The sequence below is a fragment of the Halorubrum laminariae genome, from assembly GCF_024494655.1.
GTDB classification, from domain to species: Archaea; Halobacteriota; Halobacteria; order Halobacteriales; family Haloferacaceae; genus Halorubrum; species Halorubrum laminariae.
The window spans coordinates 40,404-61,206 of sequence record NZ_JANHDL010000002.1; the positions used below are offsets into that span (position 1 = coordinate 40,404).

Sequence of the window (20,803 nt, forward strand, 5' to 3'; positions counted from 1 at the left end):
CTGCCCGACCGGTATGAAACGTCGACCAATTCTGGGGACTGAATATCCTGATGTGGCTGACTGTTCGTCGACAGATTCCCCATATTTACCGGCTAGGGGTCTTAGATCGTGGCGACTGATGGACTACGACGCACTCCGTTCCCGCCTAGCCGAGGGACTCGACTACCGCGACGTGATTGCGCTTCCCGACGGGAGCGTCGATCGGTACTACAGCGTCGAGAATTCGACCGGCGAACAGATCCGCACGCGCTCGGCGTTCGTCAACTTGCTCGCTGCCGGCGAGATTAGGTCACTGAATTTGGTCACCGAATCGATCCGTTCCGGTGGACAGGCGGTGAACGCGGCCCGGCAGGTATCGGACCTCGGACCTCGCGTGACCCTGTATGGCCACCTAACCGATCCCGAGATCGACGAGTTTCCATTCCCGACAGCTTCGATGGGAGTGCCCGCGACAATCCACGTTCTCTCATTCGACGAGGAGGATCTGATGCTGTCCGTCGAGTCCGAAGACATCCGCGAGTGGCGTATCGAGGATCTTTTCGCGGCGATCCCCACCGACCCCAACGCGTGGCTCTCCGACGAGGTGTGACGGAATACTCGAAGAACTCACCGGGAAAGACCGGAATCGGTTCTACCGGGCGAGCGAAGTCTTCCAAATCATCAACAAGCCGATCGACCAACTCTGAACCACTGAGCAGAGAGGGCTTGAGGCATATGCATTGAGATGACCGGCCTCAACTACTGGAACAGCAAATATCTATATCATCGGATAGTTTGATAGTTAACTAGCTATGTGTGTGCTCTTCTGTCCGGGCCAGCAGCAGACTTGGAGGCGAGTTCGTATCAGCACCGAGCGAAACAGATGCTGTAGCTCTGTGTTCGAAGGATGACCTCTCCATCCATCCTGGGATCGTCGACGGTGTTGCTCGTGGGGACGAACGACTGGGTCACCAGATTCACTGCGGCGCTCGAAAAACGGACCGATGTAAGTGTACAACATGTTCGAACCAAAACAGAGGCTATTGACACTGTTCAGAAACGACAGATAAGCTGTCTCATCACTGAATACTCGCTCGAAGAGACGACCGGAGTTGATCTCCTCAAGGAAGTCCGCAAGGAAACGACGGCACTCCCTGTTTTACTCGCAACTGCTGCAGGAAGTGAAGCCATCGCCGCCGAGGCTATCGAAGCTGGCGTCACCGATTACATCGCGATTACGGATCCGCCGGCACAGGTGACCAACGAACTCATCGAACGAACAGAACGTGTTATCCGATCCGCACAGCGGTCGGCAACGCAACGCGAACGAGCGAGACAGTTCGATGCGATTTTCAACGATTCGCGCACTGCGACATGGGTACTCGATCCGGATGGCGCACTTGCCCGTGTGAATAATACAGCCCGAGAGATGGTTGATAACGAGATCGGAGGCCTCGTCGGCGAATCCTTCTGGGCGCTTCCGTGGTGGTCACAAGCGGACTCGATAAGCACAGACGTCCAGCAACTCGTCGAGAAGGCGCTCAACGGGTCGTTCGGTAATGCGGTCGTCACACAACCGCCACATATTGACCAGCCACGCGTCATCGATCTCTCTGTCCGCCCCGTCGAAGATGGACGCGGTGATCTCGTCTCTGTCGTCGTCGAAGGTGTCGATATTACCGAACGGGTCGGCCTCGAACGGGATCTCCGGCAATCTGAGGAGCTCCATCGCGTCACACTCAATAATATGACTGACACCGTCCTCATCACAGACGAGGACGGAGAGTATACTTATGTCTGCCCGAATGTCCACTTCATATTCGGTTATACAGCCGAAGAGATTCGTGATCTGGGAACGATTAACGACCTGCTCGGAGATGATCTTTTTAGACGGAGTGAACTTGCGATCGACGGCGTACTCAAAAACATCGAAACGACAGCAACAGACAAAGCCGGCCGTGAGCATACACTTCTCGTCAATGTTCGGGAGGTTTCGATTCAAGACGGAACGGTCCTCTTCAGCTGTCGTGATATCACGAAACGGAAGCAGCGGGAGGAAGCGCTTGCGACGCTTCACGAGACTGCCCGTGATTTCCTCTATGCTGAAACACACCAAGAGATTGCCCAACACGTGGTCGACGATACACCCAGTGTGCTTGACCTCGCCGTGAGTGCTGTCTATCTCTTTGATGCTGATGCGAACGTCCTCAGACCCGCCGCATACTCCACAGCAATGCGGGAATTAAACGGGCCGCTTCCGACCGTCCCTACTGACGGCGAAACACTTCCGAGCTACAGTTTTGTCGAAGACGAGGCGCTGTTTTTCGATGATGTCCACGAAGCGGACCGACTCGAAAACAGGGCAACTGATCTCCGGAGTGTATCCTACATTCCACTCGGCAAGCACGGCGTGTTTGTCGCTGGATCAGATCAAGTCAGTACCTTCGATGATGTAACTCGAGAATTGAGCGATCTCCTTGCCGCGACAGCTGAGGCGGCTTTCGATCGTGTGTCTCGGGAGTCACAACTCCGCGAACAGGACCGCACACTCCAACAGCAAAACGAGCAGCTCACCGCTTTGAATCGAACCAATGAGACGATTCGAGAGATCGACCAAGCACTCGTCCAGGCCGAAACAGCGGAGGAGATCGATCATACCGTCTGTGAGCTGTTGGCTGCCGATGATCGGTTCAAGTTCGTTTGGATCGGGGCAATCGACTCAACGACTGACACCGTCACGCCACGAGCGTGGGCGGGACGCGAACAAGGCTATTTAGATAGCCGCGAGTTTCCGCTCGCTGCGTCGGGAGTCGATCCATCGGGGCAAACCGCGGCAACCGGTGCGGTGACGATGGTAACGAACGTTGCCGCCGAACTTCGCGAAGAGCCGTGGCGAAAGGATGCACTCACCCGCGACTTCCTCTCCGTATTGAGTATCCCGCTCGTGTACAACGACCTCACGCACGGCGTGTTGACGGTGTATGCGACAACCCAAGACGCGTTTGACGAGACGGCAACAGCTGTTCTGGCAGAACTCGGTGAAACTATCGCATCCGCACTTAGCGCCATCGAGCGGAAGAATGCGCTGCTCACGACGTCTGTGACCCGCGTTGAATTTGTGATCGACGACCCGACGTTCGTTCTTTCACGATTGGCGCAGGACGCAGCGTGTACACTCTCGTACCAGGGTGGTGTCCAACAATCCACGGAGGGAAGTTACGTGTTCGTCACTGTCGAAGACGCATCGCTGAATGAGGTCTCTGAAGCAGCATCACAGATAGTAGCAATCGACGACGTACAACAAATCAGTGTGGACGGCGAAAGTGGTGTCCTACGATTACGACTCACACAGCCGTTTCTCGCCCTCGAATTAGCCGATCATGGGGCCGTCTTCCGAGAAGCCACTGCAGATCCAGATCGCACCACGCTTGTCATCGATATCCCGGATACCATTGAGCTAAGAGCGATTACACGACTCATCCGCGAGATGTTCACTGATGTCGAACTTCGCTCGAAGCAGACGCTCGACCAAGCGATGGAACATGACCTCTATTCGAAGTTTCTCGATAAGCTCACAGAACGACAACTCGAAGTCATCCAGACGGCATACTACAGCGGATACTTCGAATCGCCACGCGAGAGTACAGGAGAAGATGTCGCAGAAACACTTGGTATCTCGCCGCCGGCGTTCTATAAACACGCACGGACCGTCCAGCGCAAACTGTTTGCGACACTCTTCGATGAGGCGAATCCCGCTGTCGCCTCCTCTATGAATGAGGGTTAGATAACGAACCCCTAATTCTAAGAAGGGTTTGTCTAGTAGCCACCCTCTATTTCCTTATATACATATTATACCTTTATTGAGTGCCTCGCCGGCGCTCGTGAACTCACCATGAGAGATGTCGATCAAGGGGGAGATGAGGAAAGCCCCTACGAATGCTTCGAGTGTGGTAACATCATTATTACAGAAAAAAACCCTGACCAGTGTCCCGACTGTGGCGGAACAATGCGGAACCGCCGTATGCCGCTCGAGTAACCATGGCTTCGGAACCAGCGCTCAACTCCGAGGAGAATGAAAATTCGACTGCTGACTCCACCGAGCCAGAATCAGCGCTCGAAACAGCACGTCGGCAGCTCCATCATGCTGCTAGCCATCTCGATATCGATCAGAACGTCGTCGAACGGCTGAAACATCCAAAGAAAGTCCACGAAGTCACCATACCCATCGAGCGGGATGACGGAACGGTCGAGGTGTTCACCGGGTACCGAGCACAACACGATAGTGTCAAAGGACCATATAAGGGTGGACTCCGATACCACCCTGAAGTGACACGGGACGAGTGTGTCGGACTCGGGATGTGGATGACCTGGAAGTGTGCCGTCATGGGTCTCCCGTTTGGCGGAGCCAAGGGTGGCGTCGCAGTCAACCCAAAAGAGCTGAGTCCAGATGAAAAAGAACGTCTAACTCGTCGATTTGCTCAAGAAATTCGCGACGCCATCGGACCCAATCGGGATATTCCCGCGCCCGATATGGGAACAGATCCACAGACGATGGCGTGGCTGATGGACGCGTATTCGATGCAGGAAGGCGAAACGACACCGGGGGTCGTCACCGGGAAGCCGCCAGTCATCGGTGGGAGTGAAGGTCGTGAGGAAGCTCCCGGGAGGAGTGTTGCGATCATCACTAAGCAGGCCTGCGAATATTATGAGAATGATCTTGAAGAGACGAAAATAGCGGTTCAGGGATACGGTAGCGTCGGTGCAAATGCGGCTCGTCTTCTCGACAAGTGGGGGGCAACGGTCGTCGCAATCAGTGACGTGAACGGAGCAATGTACGATCCAGAGGGAATCGACACTGCCGCAGTTCCATCACATGACGAGGAACCTGAAGCTGTCACAAAATACGCGGACGACGTCATCTCAAACGACGAGTTGCTTACGCTCGACGTCGACGTACTCGTCCCTGCTGCTCTCGGAAACGTGATCACCGAAGCAAACGCAGATTCGATTGCTGCTGACCTCGTTGTTGAAGGCGCGAACGGGCCCACAACCTCGACAGCGAGCACGATTCTAGCAGACCGGAGCATCGCGGTGATCCCAGATATCCTCGCTAATGCTGGTGGCGTCACTGTGAGCTACTTCGAGTGGCTTCAAGATATCAACCGCCGGGCGTGGTCGCTTGAACGCGTAAATGACGAACTCAAAAGCGAGATGTATGCCGCTTGGGAAGCTGTTCGAACAGAGTTCGAGCAGCGAGACGTTACTTGGCGTGACGCGGCCTACATCGTCGCACTGTCTCGCATTGCGGAAGCTCACGAAACACGAGGACTCTGGCCGTAGAGAGATGGATTATCGACCACCCGGACAGCACCGACAGCCAACTACTCCACTTGAGCGAGGTCTGTGTCACCTGTACCGGCTAGTCATCCCCGGAGCAATTCTGATTACGATCTGCTTTCTCGGGTACGTCGTTATCGGTTTCAGTTTATCTGTCGCTGGGATTTATCAACCAACTTACTCCGTGATGGGATTTACTGACCCGATTTTTATAAGCCTGTCATTTCTGACGGGACTATTCATCTGTGCGATGTCCGGATCGCTTGCCGTTCTTACGTTTCTGCTCACCCCCGACGATTCGAGGGCTAGTTTCGTTGTCACCATGAGTCTGATCGCTTTCGGATCTGGGGCTGCTACTATACGAACCACATTTGAGCCCGTTCAAGCATGTCTCACAGAAATAATAATCAAACTATTATGAGTATGGTAACATTAGTTTTATGTCTGAAAGAGTTATTTCTACTCATCCGCCGAAAGCACCCGCTACGAGCAGTGGGAAGACGAGCGTCGCTTCTGCCTCGACCTGCGTGTAGTTTGTCTGTTCATCCTCTTTGATCTTGCCCCACGAGACTGCCTCATTTGGGGGCGCTCCAGAGAGTGACCCGTCCCCTTCCATACCGGTCGAAATATAGACGACATAGTCTGCCCCGCCGCGGAATAGGTTTGTCATAATCGCATGATGTTTCGGCACACCACCTCCGACTGCGATCAGACCTGTCGTATCGGCGAGCATCCCATCTTCGATGAGTGAATCGTAATCGTCGAGGATCTCGATCCCGACGTCCGAATCATATCCCTGTCGGTAATAGTAGAGAAAATTCCCAATCTCTGAGTCTGTCAACGCCGGACAGTAGACGGGAACATCATTGTCCGCTGCTTGTTTTAGAATTGAATCTGGGTCATCGAGCGTGTCGCCCAGTTCACGAGCAAACGCCGTCGGTGTTCGTGTCTTCTGTTCGGCAAAGAAATCGTCAAAGAAATCATATAGGTACTCCTCTAACCAGATATAGCGGTCAGAGGGAACAAAGATGTTTCCAAGGCGGTTGATTCCCTGTTCCCGGAGCGCAGCTTCGTCCGCATCCCATTCCCCCATTTTGAACGGTTTCGCCGTCTTGATGATGTCTTCCGCTAACGATCCTGAAGTCGTGATGAGCACGTCGACGTACCCTTCGCGAACAAGGTAGGCGACGACCTCACGCAGTCCTGATGAAATGATATTCGACGTACACGTGAGATAGATCGTAGCATCAGCATCTTGCATTTGCTCGGCGATGTCGATGGCTTCTGCGAGTTGTGTCGCCTGAAAGCCCGTCGTCGCATAGGCTTCCAGCATCTCTTGTAAATCGAATTCTCCCCGGAAGTCGTATCCCTGTACGTCTGGTGTGGCCAACTCTTCGTTACTTCCCGGAACAACGTGGTCATGAGACTCGTCGTCCATACTGATGCTTCGTAGGATAGAGGTTTGAATCGTTCGAGACCGGACGCCAATTGTCGATACACCCAAGTCCAGTATCAACTAACTGTCTAACATGTTCCAGCCCACAGTGGCTATCCTCCGTCCTGATGACAACCGTATCGCTAAGGCGATTGAGTATCTCCAGTCACTCGATGTGTCTCCGGTCCCAGACCCGATGCTGACAGTCGACCCGACTGGTCAACTTCCACAGCATGCAGACTACTATCGTTAATGGCCTCCGGAGACAAAGTAGAGGCCAACGGTTCCGAAACCGATCACGGAAATGAAGAGAACATGAAGGTTCGTCGCTGGCTCATCAAATAAGACAATACCGAGAGACGCGGTGCCTACAGCCCTGATCCCTGTCCAAACAGGATACGTAGTCCCGATGGGGAGGTCCTAAACTGCTCTCGCGAGCAATACCATTCTGATGATGAGTGTAGCAACTGTCCCTGCTGTCGGGATCGATTCTGAGGGGGCCCATCAGAATACACCAGACCGATCGCCCAAGCGATCTCAAACAGGACGGTGATGAAGAAAACGAGCCACGACGTCTCTCGCTCCGACACGGTGCTCCGTATCGCCATCGCGGACGAGTCCGGTACCAGACCGAATGTCGATCAGCACGTCACTGGACGGGGCGTGAACCGGAATGAACTGTCCCGGTTCGAAGTACCCGCAGACGACCTTCATCTGCTCGCTCCGGAACACCTCCACCGTCGAAAAATTTGCGTCGTCGTACGTCCGTTCCGTGCCAAAATCGATAGCAGTCATACCGCCTCACCTGTGTAGGAGTAACCACGATCAAATGGCGGGACAACGGGTCGCGAAACGATATCGGGAAACTCGATCACTCGTATCGATTTAGGCTGGCCTAAAACCATACACTTCAGTATGAAACGGGAAATCACAAGAGAGTTGAGTCGAACATGTTCCTGCCAGATCAAACCCATCGACAGATCAGTCAGTCTCAGTCTCGCCGTCGGCCGGCAAAACGTTGAATGGTCGCATCATGTCGTGGTCTTCGTGCTCGATCATGTGACAGTGCCACATGTAATCTCCGGTTTGATCGGAGAACAATCCCTCGAATTCTCCGAAGTGTACGATCACGTGAACCACGTTACCCGGATCGACCGTGACTACGTCGTTCCATCCGAGTTCGTACGATTCGGGGCCATCAAGCACGTCCAGATCGATTTCGTCTTCAGACGGGTCATACTCAGCGGCCGACTGTCGTCCCAGCACTTGGAAATGAACGAGATGGAGGTGTATCGGGTGGGACATCCCCGTGAAGTTAGCGAGACTCCAAATCTCGGTGTCTCCGAGCGTCGGGGTCTCTGTGACCGGGTCTGTGAGTTCATATCCCATCTGCTCGTTGCTGGTTCCCAGCGCGTACAGCGGTCGGCCGTACTCATCAGATTGCCGAGCAAGCGTGAGGTATCGTTCGGTGTCTACGGAGCCCATCGGAATGTCGGGCACCCGTGTCAGTTCATCCGGGAGTCGATCGGACTGCCGATCGGCTTCGCCCGCCACGACGTCAACGAGCATGATTTCCGGCAGAGGCTCGGCGTCGTCCGCCTCGATTCCGCTCGTGCCTCGGTACTTCGCCGGCGCGTCGTTATGTAAGAGCAGCGTCTCGCCCGCGTACTCGCTGAAGTCGACGACGACGTCCGCTCGCTGACTCGATCCAAGTTCGAGGCGGCCAGCGGTCTTGACGGGCTCCGAGAGGAGCCCGCCGTCGTTTCCGATCTGGACGAATGGCGGACCCGAATCCCCTGTCTCACCCGATTTCTCGTCGTATTCTAGCAGCTTGAGGTTATAGTACCGGCTGTTGGCGCCGTTGAGCAAGCGGAACCGATATTGTTCGGGATCGACGGACAACCGGGGCCACGCCTTCCCGTTGACCGTCGACACGTCGCCGTAGAACTGCGGGACTATGCTCGGCTCGGGGCGTGAGTCGTCGCCGTCTCGTGTATCCGGGACATCCGTGGGGTAGTACAACGACCCATCTTCATTGAAACTCCGGTCTTGGAAGACGAGCGGAATCTCGTTATCACCCGTTGGGAGATTGAGTTCTCGCTCGTGGTCGTTCCGCAGCAAATAGAATCCCGCGAGGCCGGCGTAGACGTTCAAACGGGTGATCCCGAGCGAGTGGTCATGATACCACAGGGTCGCGGGCGGTTGGTCGTTCACGTAGTAGTAATCCTTCTTCTTGAAGTCGGGGCCTGTCCGCTCGAAGTTACGGGTGAACCAGGCCTGCGGTTTCCCGTCGCTTTCGTGTTCGACGTTGCCTCCATGGAGGTGGGGGACGACGCGGGCCCCCGGCTCGTCGTACGGGATGATGTCGCCGTGGATCGTCGGATCCTCTGGGAGGAGGTGTTCGTCTGGCAGATGATTCTGCCACCGAACGTAGATCGGTTCACCCTGCTCGGCCTCGATCGTCGGGCCTGGGTACTGGCCGCCGTATCCCCACAGAGTCGTCGGGGGGAGGTCACGGTGGAGTTTCTGTTCGATTTCGGCCATCTCCACCTCGTAGCGTGGCTGGCCGTCCTTGGTTCCGCTCGGTTCGATAACGCCCGGGCGAGGTACCTCGTCGACCCACCGTTCGAGCTCCGGCGACGTGTGAGTCTCGTCAGATATTCCATCGGCGTCTCTAGCGTCTTTTGCGGCGACCGGAGCACTGACACTCTTTCCGGAACAGCCCGCGAATGCCCCGGTACTGGCGATACCTACGGCCGCGAGAAATCTCCGACGTGCGACTGTACTCTTCGGTTGTCCAGTTCGGTCACCAGTCATACTAGCCCTATCCGCTTCATACAAAAGAGAAGCCAGACGGATCCCATTTCATGAGAGGAGACCGAATATGTTCGACAGTGGAAAATCAATAATGTTTTTCTGTCGCACATTGTTGATGGGGAGCCATATTGCGATTCCGTAGTAAGCTGAGCGGATCGAGAACATGCGATTCAGCAGTTCTATCGGCTAGCTACTGTATGAGATCTGTAACGGGACACTGTATCAACAATCTCCTACGGAAGAGCGTCCTCAGTAACGGGGACGCGCCTAGTCCCAATTGTTGATTCGTGTTGAGAGATTCTGAATAGAAGGCACGCATCAAACCTATCCTCCGAGGTTGTGACTTGGCCACCCGCTCTCAGCGATCGGCAGACATCGCGCCGATCCGTGTCTCGCAGCCGCTACGGCGGCCGTTCGATCTCGAACCGGTCGTCGGTGCTCGCGTACCACTCGCCGGCGAGCCGCCCTACCGTGTCGAGTCGGTCGATATCGATTTTGCCGTCGGTGAGAACGGACTCGGCCGCGTGGGCGTAGACGACTTCGCCGAGCACGAGCGTCGACGTGCCGACCTCGATCGAGTCGTACAGTTCACACTCCAGTCCGACGGCCGCGTCGGCGACCCGCGGCGCGTCCACTCGCGTCGCCTCGGCGCGCTCGATTCCGACGTGGTCGAACTCGCTTTCTCCGGCCGCGAGCGTCGCACTCGACGCGTTCATCGTCTCGACGAGGTCGCGAGTGACTATGTTGACGACGAACGCCTCAGTTTCGAGGGCGTTCGCGAGCGTGTCCTTCGGGTTCGCCGCGGTCGCCACCGGTGAGAAGCCGACGACCGGCGGATCGATCGCGACGACGTTGAAGAAGCTGTACGGGGCGAGGTTCTCCCCGGCCGATCCCCGCGAGGAGACCCACGCGATCGGGCGGGGCGTCACCGCGGTCGAGAGCAGCCGGTACGGCGAGCCGAACGCGTCCGGCCCGCCGCTGCGGTGTGAGTCGCTGCGGGGCGTGTCGGTACGGTGAGTGTCGGAGCGAGACGGTCCGCTCTCCTCGTCGGCCATCAGTTCTCGTACCCGCGTTCGAACGGGTCGATCTCGTCACTTCCGGGTTCGTCCTCGTCGTGAGCGAATCCGGGCCCCTCCGTGGCCAGTTCGAAGACGAGCCCGTCGGGGTCGCTGAAGTAGATGCTCTTGAAGTACGTCCGGTCTTTGATCTCGGAGACCCGGACGCCCCGTTCGCGGAGGTGTGTCTGCCACTCCCGCAGCGTGGCCTCGTCTTCGACGCCGAACGCGAAGTGATGGCTCGCGCCGGGGCCGGGCGCGCCCTGCGAGTTCGGGTACTCGAAGTAGGTGACGTTCGTCCCCGGCTCTCCCTCCGGAGTGGACGAGAAGTAGTAGTGCGGCGTCCCTGGGTCGTCGTAGTTCTGCGTCCGCTTGACCGTGTGCCAGCCGAGCGCGTCCTCGTAGAACGCGACGGTCTCGTCCATGTCGGTGCAGATGTTCGTCACGTGATGCAGGCCGGTAGTGGGTGGGGCGTCGGTCATGTGTCGTGTGTTTGGAGTCGTCGCGAAGTCAGTTAGTGATGTTGGCGGGGGAACGCAGTACGAGGAAGAAGGAGACCGACTCAGAACAGGCCGATACCGAGGGCGTACGGCCACGCAGTGCCGCCGACAGCGAGCAGCGCGAGCGCCGCACCGGCACCGTAGACGTTCTTGAGGAAGCTCGTCATCTCGCTTTGCTTCTCCTCGGGGTCGTCGACAGCCCAGAAGTCGTGCATCGTCACGGCGGAGACGACGAGGAAGACGGCGAGTGCGCCGGCCGAGAGCACGGGGAACGCGCCGACGGCGACGCCGAGCCCGCCGAGCGCGAGCAGGACCCCCGAGGCGACGACCGAGAACCGCGGGGCGGGAAGCCCCTTGAACTCGGCGTAGCCCGTCATCGCGTCGAGGTCGCCGAAGTGGTTCAGTCCCATGAACGCGAGCGTCGCGCCGAACAGGATCCGGCCGAGCAGGAACAGTTCGCCCGCGAAGGGCGTCTCGAACTGGAGCGGTAGCGTCGTGATTTCAGCTAACATTGTGTAATTACGTATACGGACGTAACCTATATATCGCTTCCCGGACAACTGTGCAAGCAGGTAACACCGATGTCCTCACCAGAACTCGCCGACGGGGATCCGGCGGAAGCGACAGACGCCACGGACGCGGCGGAAGCGACGAGCGCGATCGACACCGCGTCCGGAACGGACACGGTTTCGGGTCCGGAGACGCCGTGTCCCGTCGTCGACTCGCTCGAACAGATCGGATCGCGGTGGCGGCTCGTCGTCCTCCACGAGCTGTTGAACGGCGAGTCGCGGTTCAACGAGCTGAAACGCGAGACGGACGCCAACGCCCGCACCCTCTCGCGCGTGCTCGACGACCTCCAAGAGACCGGGTTCGTCGACCGGCGGCTCGAAGAGGACTCCCCCGTGGCGACCTACTACAGTCTCACTCCAAAGGGGAAGTCGCTCGCGCCCGTCTTCGAGGAGATCGACGACTGGGCTCACGAGTGGCTCGCGGAGTGTAACGCGTAGGCGTCCGTCGACGAGACCATGGGTCGTTTAAATCGCTGATCGACACGGACACCTCCGAAGCCCCAGCCTCACGGCTGCCCCTTCGATTCCCACCCCACACTGCCCCGCACTGCCCCGCACCTCACGCCTCCCCAGCCTCACGGTTCGCGCTCTTCGAGCGCTCACCGCTCCCTCGCGCGGGCGACTCGCGGCCGAGGGCCGCTCGCCGGCACGCGCCTCCGCTCCAATCGGTAATCGGTGATCGAGGATTGGTGATCGAGGTCGATCGCCGTAGCCCGCCACTCACCACCTGACCTCGAAGCCGTCGAGTCCCTCCAGTTCCTCGTACTCGGCTGCGACGTCGTCGACCTCGGCGGCGCGGCTCCCCGTCTCACACCACTCGACCATCTCGCGGACTGCGGCCTCGTCGCCCTCGAAGACGGCCTCGACGCGCCCGTCGTCGAGGTTCCGGACCCAGCCGTCGACGCCCGCCTCCCGAGCTGTGTCTCTGGTCGTCGCGCGGTAGTAGACGCCCTGAACGCGCCCGGAGACGTACACGTGTGCTCGCGTTCGATCGGTCATCGATCGGGCGTGCGGTCGCCACCGTTGTAACTACTACGGCGACCCGAACACGTCACGAGGACCATCGCGGGAACGGTGTCAACCCGCCCGCAACCGACGGCTTCTAACGACTCGCCGGCGACGCTACCGGTATGAACTTGTTCGGAACCGCGGGGATCCGCGGGAGCGCCGCGGAGCGGGTGACGCCGGAACTCGCGCTCGCCGTCGGCCGGGCGGTCGCGGCGGTAGTGTGCGACCGCGAACCGACCGGAGGCGGCGGAGATGACCGCGAGCGCGGGGACACGGATGTCGGCGGTGCCACAGAGCCGGTGCCAGAGGTCGTGCTCGCGCGCGACGGGCGGGTGACCGGTCCGGCGCTCGCGGCCGCGATGGAGGCCGGACTCGCGTCGGGCGGCGTGGCGGTCGAGCGCGCCGGTCAACTGCCGACGCCGGCGCTCGCGTACGCCTCGCGGGGCCGGTACGGCGTGATGCTTACGGCCTCGCACAACCCGCCGACCGACAACGGGATCAAGCTGTTCCGCGACGGCAGCGAGTTCGACCGCGACGCCGAGCGCGCGGTCGAGACGCGCGTCGATGGGGAGACGCCGCCGGCGGCGTGGGACGAGTGGACCGACTCCGAGCGCGTCGACACGCTCTCGCGCTATCTCGACGCGGTACGCGAGTACGCCGCGGGGTTCGGAGCCGACCTCGACGGACTCCGGATCGCGATCGACTGTGGCAACGGAATGAGCGCGCCGGCGACGCCGACCGTTCTCCGCGAGCTGGGTGCCGAGGTCGTCACCCTCAACGGGAACATCGACGGTCACTTCCCGGGGCGCGGGAGCAAGCCGACGCCGGAGACGCTCGCCAACCTCCGGGCGTTCGTCGCCGACGCCAACGACGAGAGCGACGGGAGTGACATGGGCGATTCGCCCGCTAGGGGCAACGTGAGCAAGGAGGAAACCGAGAGCTTCGCGTTCGGCATCGGTCACGACGGCGACGCGGATCGGATCGTGATCGTCGACGCCGACGGCGAAATTGTACACGAGGACACCGTGCTCGCGATGCTCGCCGAACGGTACACCCGAGAGAGCGACGCCGCCGATCCGGTGGTCGTCACCACGCCGAACGCCTCCGGCCGGATCGACGAGCGAGTCCGCGAGGCCGGCGGCCGGGTCGAGCGCGTTCGCCTCGGCGCGCTCCACGAGGGCATCGCGGCCGTCCGGGAGACGGCGGCGGAGACCGGCTCAGACGACACCCGCGTCGTCTTCGCCGCGGAACCGTGGAAACACGTTCACGTCGGCTTCGGGGAGTGGATCGACGGCGTCGCGTCGGCGGCCGTTATCGCCCAGCTCGTCGGTGACGAGGGTCTCGACGGACTCCGCGCTCCGATCACGGAGCGACCCTACCGCAAGGTCAGCGTCGACTGTCCCGACGACGCCAAGGACGACGCGATGACTCGCCTCGAGACGGACTTGCCCGACGCGTTTCCCGACGCCGAAGTCGACACCGACCACGGCGTGCGGATCGAGTTTCCGGACGCTTCCTGGGTCCTCGTTCGACCGTCGGGAACGGAGCCGTACGTCCGCGTGTACGCCGAAAGCGACGCTGTCGCCGACGTGATCGCGGAGGCCGAAGCGGTCGTCGAGGCGGCCGTCAGAGCGGTTACGGATTCGGGCGACGGTACGTGACGGGAGCGGCGGTGTGTGACGCGGGAGGAGGTCAATGATGGGGCCCGGTCCTGTGAACCTATCGGAGAACCCACGGTCGTGGACTTCGTTTACGATCACTAGGCCGCGGTCTAAACGAACGCCGGCTTCGAACCGCTTGCACCGCGTTCGCGAGAAGACCGACTTATCGAAAATGTGCTCAGATGCATCGGTAACTCTTGAAGCACGACTGCGATCCGACCTTCGATATCGCTGATGGCAGTTTATCGATTCCGACCGTGCACGTAGGTCTGGTCGTGGTCCGGAAAGACTTCGTCGACCGCCCGTTCTCCGTGCTCGTCGGCGATGAGCGTTCGGAGTTCGTCCTCGTAGTCGGCCTTCGGAACCTCCTCGCTCGGCCCCTGCTGAACGTCGAACGTGGCCTCGACGAGGCGGTCAACGGCGTGGCGACCGAATCCGGAGAGCGGGGAGATGTAGTCGACGCCGTGGCGGTCCTCCAAGCTCTGTGCCTGCGCGCGCGACACCGTCGGCACGCGGTCATCTCGGCGGGTTCCGTCGGCGATCGCGTCGACATCCCGCGTCGCGACCACCTCCAGCGCGTGTTCGTGGACGCGCTGGATCCCGTTTCGGGGGTACCCGTCCGCGATCATCGTCTCCACGGTGGCCGCGGCCACCTCGTCGTCGAGATCGACCCGTTCGAACGAGTATCCGAGTTCCGTCGCGGCGCGCTCGGCGTGCTCCCAGTCGTCGGTGAGCCCGAAGCTCCCGGTCACACACCGCACGTCGTAAAACCGATCGAGCAGGTGGGCGGCGAGCGACGAGTCTTTTCCCCCGCTGTACAGCAGCGCGAGTTCCATCTATCTCCGCCGGATGTCGAAGCTCTGCTGGTCGGGCTGGAGTTCCTTCAGGAGGTCGCGCATCTGATCTTCGTCGATACGCCCTTGGATGCGGCCGCTCTGCGCGAGGGCGGCGACCTGCTGTTTCACCTTCTCACCGAACTCCGGCTTCGACATCTCGACTGCGTTGAGTCGCTGGCGCGCACCGTCGGTCAGGTGCTGTTTGAGCACCGCCTCCTGTTGCGCGTCGGCGCGCTCTTGGGCCTCCTGCTGGGCATCGGGATCTGCGCCGCCCTGCTGTTTCCGCTCGCGAAGTTCTTCCATCTTCTCCTCTCGAAGCTCCTGCAGCCGTTCGTCGTCAGGATTCTCGCTCATACCCACCCGTTCACGGTCCGCGCGAAAAACGATTTCGGAGGGATCGGCCTGAACACCGAAGACCGGACAGCCCACGCGAGACTGGATCGAACACCCGTTCGAGACGGTCGGCCGTCGCCAGTTCGGCGTTGTCGCTCATCGGTTCCGGTCCGCGCCGCTTAAACGGCTCCTCGATGTATCTCGCAGCAATGAGCGAATCGCGGGAGTTCTGTCCGCGCTGCGGCGACGCCGTCGACGAGCGGCGAGACCCGCTCCCGGGCGATCCGGGCGGACGGGACGCCCTGTTGTGTGACGACTGCTACTTCGAAGACTTCGACCTTGTCGACGCTCCGGACCGGATCGAGGTGCTTGTCTGCTCCGGGTGCGGTGCGGTCCGGCGCGGCGAGTCGTGGCGAGACGTTGGCGCACGCGACTACACCGACGTCGCCGTGGACGAGGTCGCGGAACGGCTCGGTGTCCACGTCGACGCCACGGACGTGGAGTGGGGTGTCGAGCCCGAACAGGTCGACGAGAATGCCATCCGGATGCACTGTCGCTTCTCGGGCGTCGTCCGCGGGACGCTCCGCTCCGCGGAGGTCACCGTCCCGGTCAAGATATCGCGCGGGACCTGTGACCGCTGTGGGCGCATCGCCGGCGGCTACTACGCTGGGATCGTCCAGATCCGCGCGGACGAACGCGACCTGACGCCCGAGGAGCGGGCGGAGGCGCTGTCGATCGCGGAGTCGTACGTCGCGAGACAGGAGGCCGACGGCGACCGGGAGGCGTTTATCACCGAGGTGAACGAGACCGACGACGGCCCGGACGTGATGCTCTCGTCGAATCGGCTCGCCCAGAACGTCGCCACGAGGATCACGGAGCGGCTCGGCGGCAGCTTCGAGTCGTATCCCACGCTCGTCACCGAAGACGGCGACGGCAACGAGGTGTACCGAGTGACGTTCGCGGTCCGGCTCCCGCGGTACGCAGAGGGGGAGATACTCGACCCCGAGGACGGCGACGGCCCCGTCCTCGTCACGGGCGTCTCCGGTCGACTGCAGGGAGTCCGGCTCGCGACCGGCGAGGCGTACGCCTCCGACTTCGAGGACGCCGACGCGCCGGACGCGACCCGGCTCGGGACCCGGGACGACGCGGCGGAGACGACCGTGGTGACCGTCGAAGACGAGAACGCCATCCAAGTGCTCGATCCGAGCACCTACGAGGCGAAGACGGTCCCGAACCCCGATTTCGTCGACGACGACGCGGAGACCGTGCTCGCGTTCGAACACGGCGGCGCGGTTCACCTCGTCCCCGAAGAGTAGGCGAACGCGAGGCCCTCAGCGTCACCGGGAAACGCAACGCTCCGAGTGGAAAATCGAGCGACTGGGAAGCTATCGGTCAGTCTGCACGAGCCGGCTGTTCCTCGCCGAGTGCGGCTGCACGCTCCGCGTCGGTCACCTCGATACCGCGGCGCGCGAGTTGGTCGATGAACTCCGATTCACTGAGACCGGCCTGTGCGGCCGCCTGAGAGAGTGTCAGTGTTCGCGCACCATACAGCGTCAGCGCACTCGACAGCCCGTGTGTGACCATATCATCTGTACAGGCATGATGGTTTATGAAGATTACTACTCCATTCAGGGTCCTCATAGACCTTATATGATATATACTACCGAGTGATCCGCGGCGAGGCGTATACCCACACTTAGATCGATCGGTCGTGGCTCGCGATCGACGGCAGACACCCGAATCGACCCCGCAGGAATTATCAGCGTCTGCGACTGTGTCTGTCACATGGAGAGACAACAGCTCATCGCGCTGTTCTTTGCGTTCCTCATGGTGAGCTCGATGGTCGCGTGGGGCATCTCGTTGCTCTGAGGCGTTCGTACCCGACACGAGCGAACTCCAGCGAGACCGTGCCGTCAGCCGTCGCCCCAGACATCGGAGAGCGGGTGGTTCCGTCGGCGCTCGGCGTCGGTCTCCCCCCGAGTGCCGTCATCCCCGCCGGCGTCGTCGTTTCCGCCGTCGGCTCCGCCCCGCGAGGTGTCACTACCCCGTGAGTCCGGTGTCGACGCGCTAGCTGACCCTGTGTCGCGGTCGCGCGTCCGGCCGTTCGCGTCGCCGACCGACCGACCGCCGCGCCCGCGCCGCCGACCCGCTCGGGACGGCCCCGACGGCTCGGCGTCGATGCCGTCGAGCGCGGCCGCCGCGTCGAAGTCGGGCAGCGACGGGGTCGTCATCGCCTCGATCTGATCGCGGAACCACGGCGGCGTATCTGCCTCCGCGCGGTCGAACAGATCCAAAAGCGAATCGTCCGCGAGGTAGGTCGCGCCGTAGTCGTCCGGGGCGCGGACGACGCGTCCGCACGCCTGTATCACGGTCCGGAGTGCGGTTCGGTGGTACCACGCCCACTGACCGTCGGCCAGTCGACGGGCGACCCGCGAGTCGTTTGTGTTGCGGTACGGCGCTTTACACACCACCTGCCACCGACACAGGTCGTCGCGGAGGTCGAGCGCCTCCTCCATCTTCACCGAGACGAACACCGTCGGTTCGTCGCTCGCCCGCCACGCCGCGAGTTCCGCGTCGCGGTCGGATCGGCCGTGGCGACGAACCCGCGCGGCGACGCCGAACTCGCCCAGAAGTTCGGTGAGTCGCCCGGCGATGTCGTACGAGTGCGCGTGGATCAGCCCCTTCTCGTCGGGATGATTCGCCATCAGTCGGACGATCAGCCGGGCGATCTTCGGCACCGTCTCGTCGCGGTGCTCGTAGGTCATCGATCCCTGTGTCACGTCGTAGAGTGGGCGATTCTCCAGCGGAAACGTGTGCTTGACATCGACCAGCGCGACGTTCGCGGGGTCGAGGCCGACGCCACGACAGAACGCCTCCTTCGAGAGGATGGTCGCCGACAGCAGGGCGAACCTGTTCCCGCGGTCCCACACGGTGTGTCTGAGGTACCGCGCGGGGTCGAGGGGTTTGATCGCTATCTCCGATCCCTCGCCGCCCGGCTGGTCGACGACCCACGTCGTCGGGGAGTCGAGATCGCGGTAGTCTTCGAGGAACCAGCCGAGCTCGGAGACCAGCTCCTGTAATCGGTCCCGGCGTGCGACCTCTTCCCGGTCGAGTTCCGGCCGGCCCGTCAGTTCGTCTCTCGCTCGGCTCGCAGTGTCGCGAAGCGACTCGACGAACCGGGCGGTCCGGTCGAGCGCGTCCTCGTCGGGACCGGCGTCCGCCTCGACATCGGGGACGCCGACCTCGTCCCAGACGGGGACGCGGCCCGGCGAGAGGTCGATCGTCGCGTACATCTCCGCCCACTCTGCGAGCCCATGGGCCTCGTCGATCACGACGGCGTCGCGCTTTCGGAACACCTCGGAGCCCGCGGTCCGCATGAAGTACGCGAGCGTCATGGCGGCGTATCGATTCCCCGAAGCGATCGCGCGGTCGGAAAAGTACGGGCAGCGGTGTTTCACCGAACAGTCGAACCCCTGCTGGCGAACGCACGGGGCGCGGTTGACCGGCGTGTCGTGTTCGCCCGAGAGAATGCAGTCGTAGTTCGACTTCCCACGGATCACGGCCAAGTCGTCGAGAAGGTCGTCGGCCTCCACGTCGTCGATCTGCGACACCTGCGGCGTCGTGTAGTACGCGCCGGTCGCCTCGCTCGGCGACGTCTCGTCGACGGTGGCGGCCGCGCCCATGATGGCGCGCGCGAGGAGGGACTTGCCGCTGCCGGTCGGCGCGCGCACCAACACGACCTCGTTGCCGGCAGCGAACGCGTCGCGGATGTCCGCGAGCGCCTGCTCCTGTGCGCCGCGGAAGCTCGGTGCGGGGAACTCGGTGGGGATCCGATCGGGGTCCACGGCTCTCCCTGACGCGCTCGTCGAATTAAACCCTCGCTTCCCCACGGTCGGCGCGGCGTCGCGGTCGCTCGCGTCGCGTCGCTCACAGTGCCTCATCTTCTCGAATTCGAGAGATCACCGACCGAACGCGCCGAGGCTCGACTGCAGCTCGCGCGAGGGAACGTCATCCGTCAGCTCGTAGCCGACGAGGTCGCGTGCGTCCACCGCGTACGTCGAACCGCCGCGGTCGACCACGAGTACCCGGCCCTTCCAGCCGCGGACCGTGCCGGCTGCCATCGTCTCGGCGACAGGTCGCTCGTCGAGGTCGAGCCCATAGTCGAAGTCGAAGCAGTCTATCGGATCGAAGCCGTCGAGCAGGGACTCCCACGCGACCTCGTCCACGTCGTGTCCCAGCCCGTCTATCTTCGTCGGGACGCGCACCCGGTCGACGAGGTCGTCGCGCGTCGCCAGCTCGGCCTCGACCTCCCGGGCGAGTCGACCGTCCGGAAGCGTCCGCACGTGGGCCGCGCGGTCCGCGCCCTGCTCGCGGAGTCGCGTTTCAAGCCGCCACAGCCGCGTGACGCCGACCTTCCACACGTCGGGCGCGAACGCCGCGAGGTACATCGCGTGTTCCTCGTGACAGTCCATCTCGTCTTTGAGACACGTGCCCGTACAGCGGGCGCACACCCAGACGTGGCCGTGGTCGTCGCAGTAGGGCGCGTCGTCGGCGTCGCAAGCGACGTGATCGCCCTCGTGGACCGTCCCGGCGCAGCGGCGGTCGCCGAGGCCGAACGCGAGTTCGTCGCCAGCGGTGGCAGAGACGAGGTCGACCGCGCCGCCGCTGGCGACGTAGAGCCCCTCACCCGTCTCGTAGCCGACAACCTGCACGCAGTCGAGTAGGTGGGGCGTCGACTTATGCGCGTCGTCGCCGGAGCGTTGTTGGTCGAGGCGGACCACGGGGACGTATGCCCGATCCGTCAGATCCGTTCGATCCGACCGAATCGCCGGACGCGCTCGATTCGCTTGCGATCTCACTCTCGGCTACCGTCACCGACGGCGAGACCGGTCCCGCGATCGAACTCGCGCTCACCGTCCGCAACGACGGCGGCGAGCCGGTCACGCTCCGGTTTCCGACCGGGCAGCGTGCTGAGTTTGCGGTGTATCCGACTGGCACCGAGAGGAATGAGAGAGATAAGACAGATCCCGTCTGGCGACACGGAGAGGGACGACTGTTCACGCAGGCGGTCGGGACCGAGACGCTGACACCGGGAGAGTCAGAAACCTACGAGGGAACGTGGGACGGCCCGTCACCGGGGAAGTTCGTCGTCGTCGGCTGGGTGACCGCTGCTGCGGGCGTCGAAGCTGATCACGACGCGGACTGGCACGAGATAGACGATCACGGCCTGACGGCGACAGTGACGGTCGAGGTCGGGTGACGGAATGCCGGAG

The 20,803-nt window shown here is 61.5% G+C and carries 19 protein-coding genes and 2 pseudogenes; 8 read left to right on the plus strand and 13 right to left on the minus strand.

Going from position 1 to position 20,803, the window contains the following annotated elements; all coding sequences use genetic code 11:
* Positions 1 to 118: 118 nt before the first annotated feature.
* The 4 genes from NO887_RS03170 to gdhB all read left to right on the plus strand — a co-directional run bounded on the left by NO887_RS03170 (position 119) and on the right by gdhB (position 5,319).
* Positions 119 to 589: a hypothetical protein gene (locus NO887_RS03170; RefSeq protein WP_256417061.1), complete on the plus strand. Its 471-nt coding sequence runs from the start codon at positions 119 to 121 to the stop codon at positions 587 to 589.
* Between the two features lie 297 nt (positions 590 to 886).
* Positions 887 to 3,763: a bacterio-opsin activator domain-containing protein gene (locus NO887_RS03175; protein WP_256417029.1), complete on the plus strand. Its 2,877-nt coding sequence runs from the start codon at positions 887 to 889 to the stop codon at positions 3,761 to 3,763.
* 108 nt (positions 3,764 to 3,871) lie between these two features.
* A complete protein-coding gene (locus tag NO887_RS03180; RefSeq protein WP_256417030.1) occupies positions 3,872 to 4,015 on the plus strand; it encodes a rubrerythrin-like domain-containing protein in 144 nt (47 codons plus the stop codon).
* Between the two features lie 2 nt (positions 4,016 to 4,017).
* Positions 4,018 to 5,319 (plus strand): glutamate dehydrogenase GdhB, encoded by a 1,302-nt coding sequence (gene gdhB / locus NO887_RS03185; protein WP_256417031.1) that lies wholly within the window; start codon positions 4,018 to 4,020, stop codon positions 5,317 to 5,319.
* 460 nt (positions 5,320 to 5,779) lie between these two features.
* Here gdhB and NO887_RS03190 read toward each other — a convergent pair whose 3' ends face one another.
* The 7 genes and pseudogenes from NO887_RS03190 to NO887_RS03215 all read right to left on the minus strand — a co-directional run bounded on the left by NO887_RS03190 (position 5,780) and on the right by NO887_RS03215 (position 11,635).
* Positions 5,780 to 6,754, minus strand: coding sequence for a deoxyhypusine synthase (locus NO887_RS03190; RefSeq protein ID WP_256417032.1), 975 nt, complete (start codon positions 6,752 to 6,754; stop codon positions 5,780 to 5,782).
* 246 nt (positions 6,755 to 7,000) lie between these two features.
* Positions 7,001 to 7,359: pseudogene (locus NO887_RS18565) on the minus strand (DMT family transporter).
* A pseudogene (locus NO887_RS03195) lies at positions 7,319 to 7,546 on the minus strand (cupin domain-containing protein); the annotation flags it as partial. The pseudogenes NO887_RS18565 and NO887_RS03195, both read right to left, overlap by 41 nt.
* A gap of 186 nt (positions 7,547 to 7,732) precedes the next feature.
* Positions 7,733 to 9,568, minus strand: coding sequence for a multicopper oxidase family protein (locus tag NO887_RS03200; RefSeq protein WP_256417034.1), 1,836 nt, complete (start codon positions 9,566 to 9,568; stop codon positions 7,733 to 7,735).
* A 401-nt stretch (positions 9,569 to 9,969) separates the two neighbouring features.
* Complete coding sequence (locus NO887_RS03205; RefSeq protein ID WP_256417035.1) at positions 9,970 to 10,623, minus strand: flavin reductase family protein; 654 nt, start codon at positions 10,621 to 10,623, stop codon at positions 9,970 to 9,972.
* Positions 10,623 to 11,105 carry a VOC family protein gene (locus tag NO887_RS03210; RefSeq protein WP_256417036.1) on the minus strand — a complete coding sequence of 161 codons (483 nt, stop codon included), beginning with the start codon at positions 11,103 to 11,105 and terminating at the stop codon, positions 10,623 to 10,625. Before NO887_RS03210 ends, NO887_RS03205 begins: the two co-directional genes overlap by 1 nt.
* A gap of 80 nt (positions 11,106 to 11,185) precedes the next feature.
* Positions 11,186 to 11,635, minus strand: a complete 450-nt coding sequence (locus tag NO887_RS03215) for a DoxX family protein (protein ID WP_256417037.1) — start codon at positions 11,633 to 11,635, stop codon at positions 11,186 to 11,188.
* Between the two features lie 69 nt (positions 11,636 to 11,704).
* Here NO887_RS03215 and NO887_RS03220 point away from each other — a divergent pair, with 69 nt between their 5' ends.
* Entirely contained in the window at positions 11,705 to 12,130 is a 426-nt protein-coding gene (locus NO887_RS03220; protein WP_256417038.1) for a winged helix-turn-helix transcriptional regulator, read from the plus strand.
* Positions 12,131 to 12,412: 282 nt separating this feature from the next.
* Here NO887_RS03220 and NO887_RS03225 read toward each other — a convergent pair whose 3' ends face one another.
* Positions 12,413 to 12,691, minus strand: coding sequence for an acylphosphatase (locus NO887_RS03225; RefSeq protein WP_256417039.1), 279 nt, complete (start codon positions 12,689 to 12,691; stop codon positions 12,413 to 12,415).
* A 131-nt stretch (positions 12,692 to 12,822) separates the two neighbouring features.
* Here NO887_RS03225 and NO887_RS03230 point away from each other — a divergent pair, with 131 nt between their 5' ends.
* On the plus strand, positions 12,823 to 14,361 hold the full coding sequence (locus tag NO887_RS03230) for a phosphohexomutase domain-containing protein (protein WP_256417040.1): 1,539 nt from the start codon (positions 12,823 to 12,825) through the stop codon (positions 14,359 to 14,361).
* Positions 14,362 to 14,603: 242 nt separating this feature from the next.
* Here the strand turns inward: NO887_RS03230 and NO887_RS03235 are convergent, their stop codons facing one another.
* Both NO887_RS03235 and NO887_RS03240 read right to left on the minus strand, forming a co-directional pair.
* Entirely contained in the window at positions 14,604 to 15,197 is a 594-nt protein-coding gene (locus tag NO887_RS03235) for a DUF7411 family protein (RefSeq protein ID WP_256417041.1), read from the minus strand.
* The gene (locus tag NO887_RS03240) at positions 15,198 to 15,551 is read right to left on the minus strand and encodes a DNA-binding protein (RefSeq protein ID WP_256417042.1); all 354 of its coding nucleotides are present in this window, start codon (positions 15,549 to 15,551) and stop codon (positions 15,198 to 15,200) included.
* A 188-nt stretch (positions 15,552 to 15,739) separates the two neighbouring features.
* On the opposite strand from NO887_RS03240, the gene NO887_RS03245 reads away from it, so the two are divergent.
* On the plus strand, positions 15,740 to 16,846 hold the full coding sequence (locus NO887_RS03245) for a 60S ribosomal export protein NMD3 (protein WP_256417043.1): 1,107 nt from the start codon (positions 15,740 to 15,742) through the stop codon (positions 16,844 to 16,846).
* Positions 16,847 to 16,922: 76 nt separating this feature from the next.
* On the opposite strand, the gene NO887_RS03250 is transcribed toward NO887_RS03245, so the two are convergent.
* The 3 genes from NO887_RS03250 to NO887_RS03260 form a co-directional block, all read right to left on the minus strand.
* Positions 16,923 to 17,114: a DUF7317 family protein gene (locus tag NO887_RS03250; protein WP_256417044.1), complete on the minus strand. Its 192-nt coding sequence runs from the start codon at positions 17,112 to 17,114 to the stop codon at positions 16,923 to 16,925.
* A 329-nt stretch (positions 17,115 to 17,443) separates the two neighbouring features.
* Positions 17,444 to 19,375, minus strand: coding sequence for a helicase C-terminal domain-containing protein (locus NO887_RS03255; protein WP_256417559.1), 1,932 nt, complete (start codon positions 19,373 to 19,375; stop codon positions 17,444 to 17,446).
* A 114-nt stretch (positions 19,376 to 19,489) separates the two neighbouring features.
* The gene (locus NO887_RS03260) at positions 19,490 to 20,242 is read right to left on the minus strand and encodes a DUF2797 domain-containing protein (RefSeq protein WP_256417560.1); all 753 of its coding nucleotides are present in this window, start codon (positions 20,240 to 20,242) and stop codon (positions 19,490 to 19,492) included.
* 77 nt (positions 20,243 to 20,319) lie between these two features.
* Between NO887_RS03260 and NO887_RS03265 the strand changes: the two genes are divergently transcribed.
* Entirely contained in the window at positions 20,320 to 20,790 is a 471-nt protein-coding gene (locus NO887_RS03265; protein WP_256417045.1) for a BsuPI-related putative proteinase inhibitor, read from the plus strand.
* Positions 20,791 to 20,803: the final 13 nt, after the last annotated feature.

Bases quoted from the DNA above. Each gene is read 5' to 3' on its own strand.
- gdhB (WP_256417031.1), top strand. From the start codon at position 4,018: ATGGCTTCGGAACCAGCGCTCAACTCCGAGGAGAATGAAAATTCGACT.
- NO887_RS03265 (WP_256417045.1), top strand. From the start codon at position 20,320: ATGCCCGATCCGTCAGATCCGTTCGATCCGACCGAATCGCCGGACGCG.
- NO887_RS03210 (WP_256417036.1), bottom strand. From the start codon at position 11,105: ATGACCGACGCCCCACCCACTACCGGCCTGCATCACGTGACGAACATC.
- NO887_RS03175 (WP_256417029.1), top strand. From the start codon at position 887: ATGACCTCTCCATCCATCCTGGGATCGTCGACGGTGTTGCTCGTGGGG.
- NO887_RS03205 (WP_256417035.1), bottom strand. From the start codon at position 10,623: ATGGCCGACGAGGAGAGCGGACCGTCTCGCTCCGACACTCACCGTACC.
- NO887_RS03170 (WP_256417061.1), top strand. From the start codon at position 119: ATGGACTACGACGCACTCCGTTCCCGCCTAGCCGAGGGACTCGACTAC.
- NO887_RS03240 (WP_256417042.1), bottom strand. From the start codon at position 15,551: ATGAGCGAGAATCCTGACGACGAACGGCTGCAGGAGCTTCGAGAGGAG.
- NO887_RS03250 (WP_256417044.1), bottom strand. From the start codon at position 17,114: ATGGTCACACACGGGCTGTCGAGTGCGCTGACGCTGTATGGTGCGCGA.
- NO887_RS03200 (WP_256417034.1), bottom strand. From the start codon at position 9,568: ATGACTGGTGACCGAACTGGACAACCGAAGAGTACAGTCGCACGTCGG.
- NO887_RS03190 (WP_256417032.1), bottom strand. From the start codon at position 6,754: ATGGACGACGAGTCTCATGACCACGTTGTTCCGGGAAGTAACGAAGAG.
- NO887_RS03215 (WP_256417037.1), bottom strand. From the start codon at position 11,635: ATGTTAGCTGAAATCACGACGCTACCGCTCCAGTTCGAGACGCCCTTC.
- NO887_RS03225 (WP_256417039.1), bottom strand. From the start codon at position 12,691: ATGACCGATCGAACGCGAGCACACGTGTACGTCTCCGGGCGCGTTCAG.
- NO887_RS03230 (WP_256417040.1), top strand. From the start codon at position 12,823: ATGAACTTGTTCGGAACCGCGGGGATCCGCGGGAGCGCCGCGGAGCGG.
- NO887_RS03220 (WP_256417038.1), top strand. From the start codon at position 11,705: ATGTCCTCACCAGAACTCGCCGACGGGGATCCGGCGGAAGCGACAGAC.
- NO887_RS03235 (WP_256417041.1), bottom strand. From the start codon at position 15,197: ATGGAACTCGCGCTGCTGTACAGCGGGGGAAAAGACTCGTCGCTCGCC.
- NO887_RS03245 (WP_256417043.1), top strand. From the start codon at position 15,740: ATGAGCGAATCGCGGGAGTTCTGTCCGCGCTGCGGCGACGCCGTCGAC.
- NO887_RS03180 (WP_256417030.1), top strand. From the start codon at position 3,872: ATGAGAGATGTCGATCAAGGGGGAGATGAGGAAAGCCCCTACGAATGC.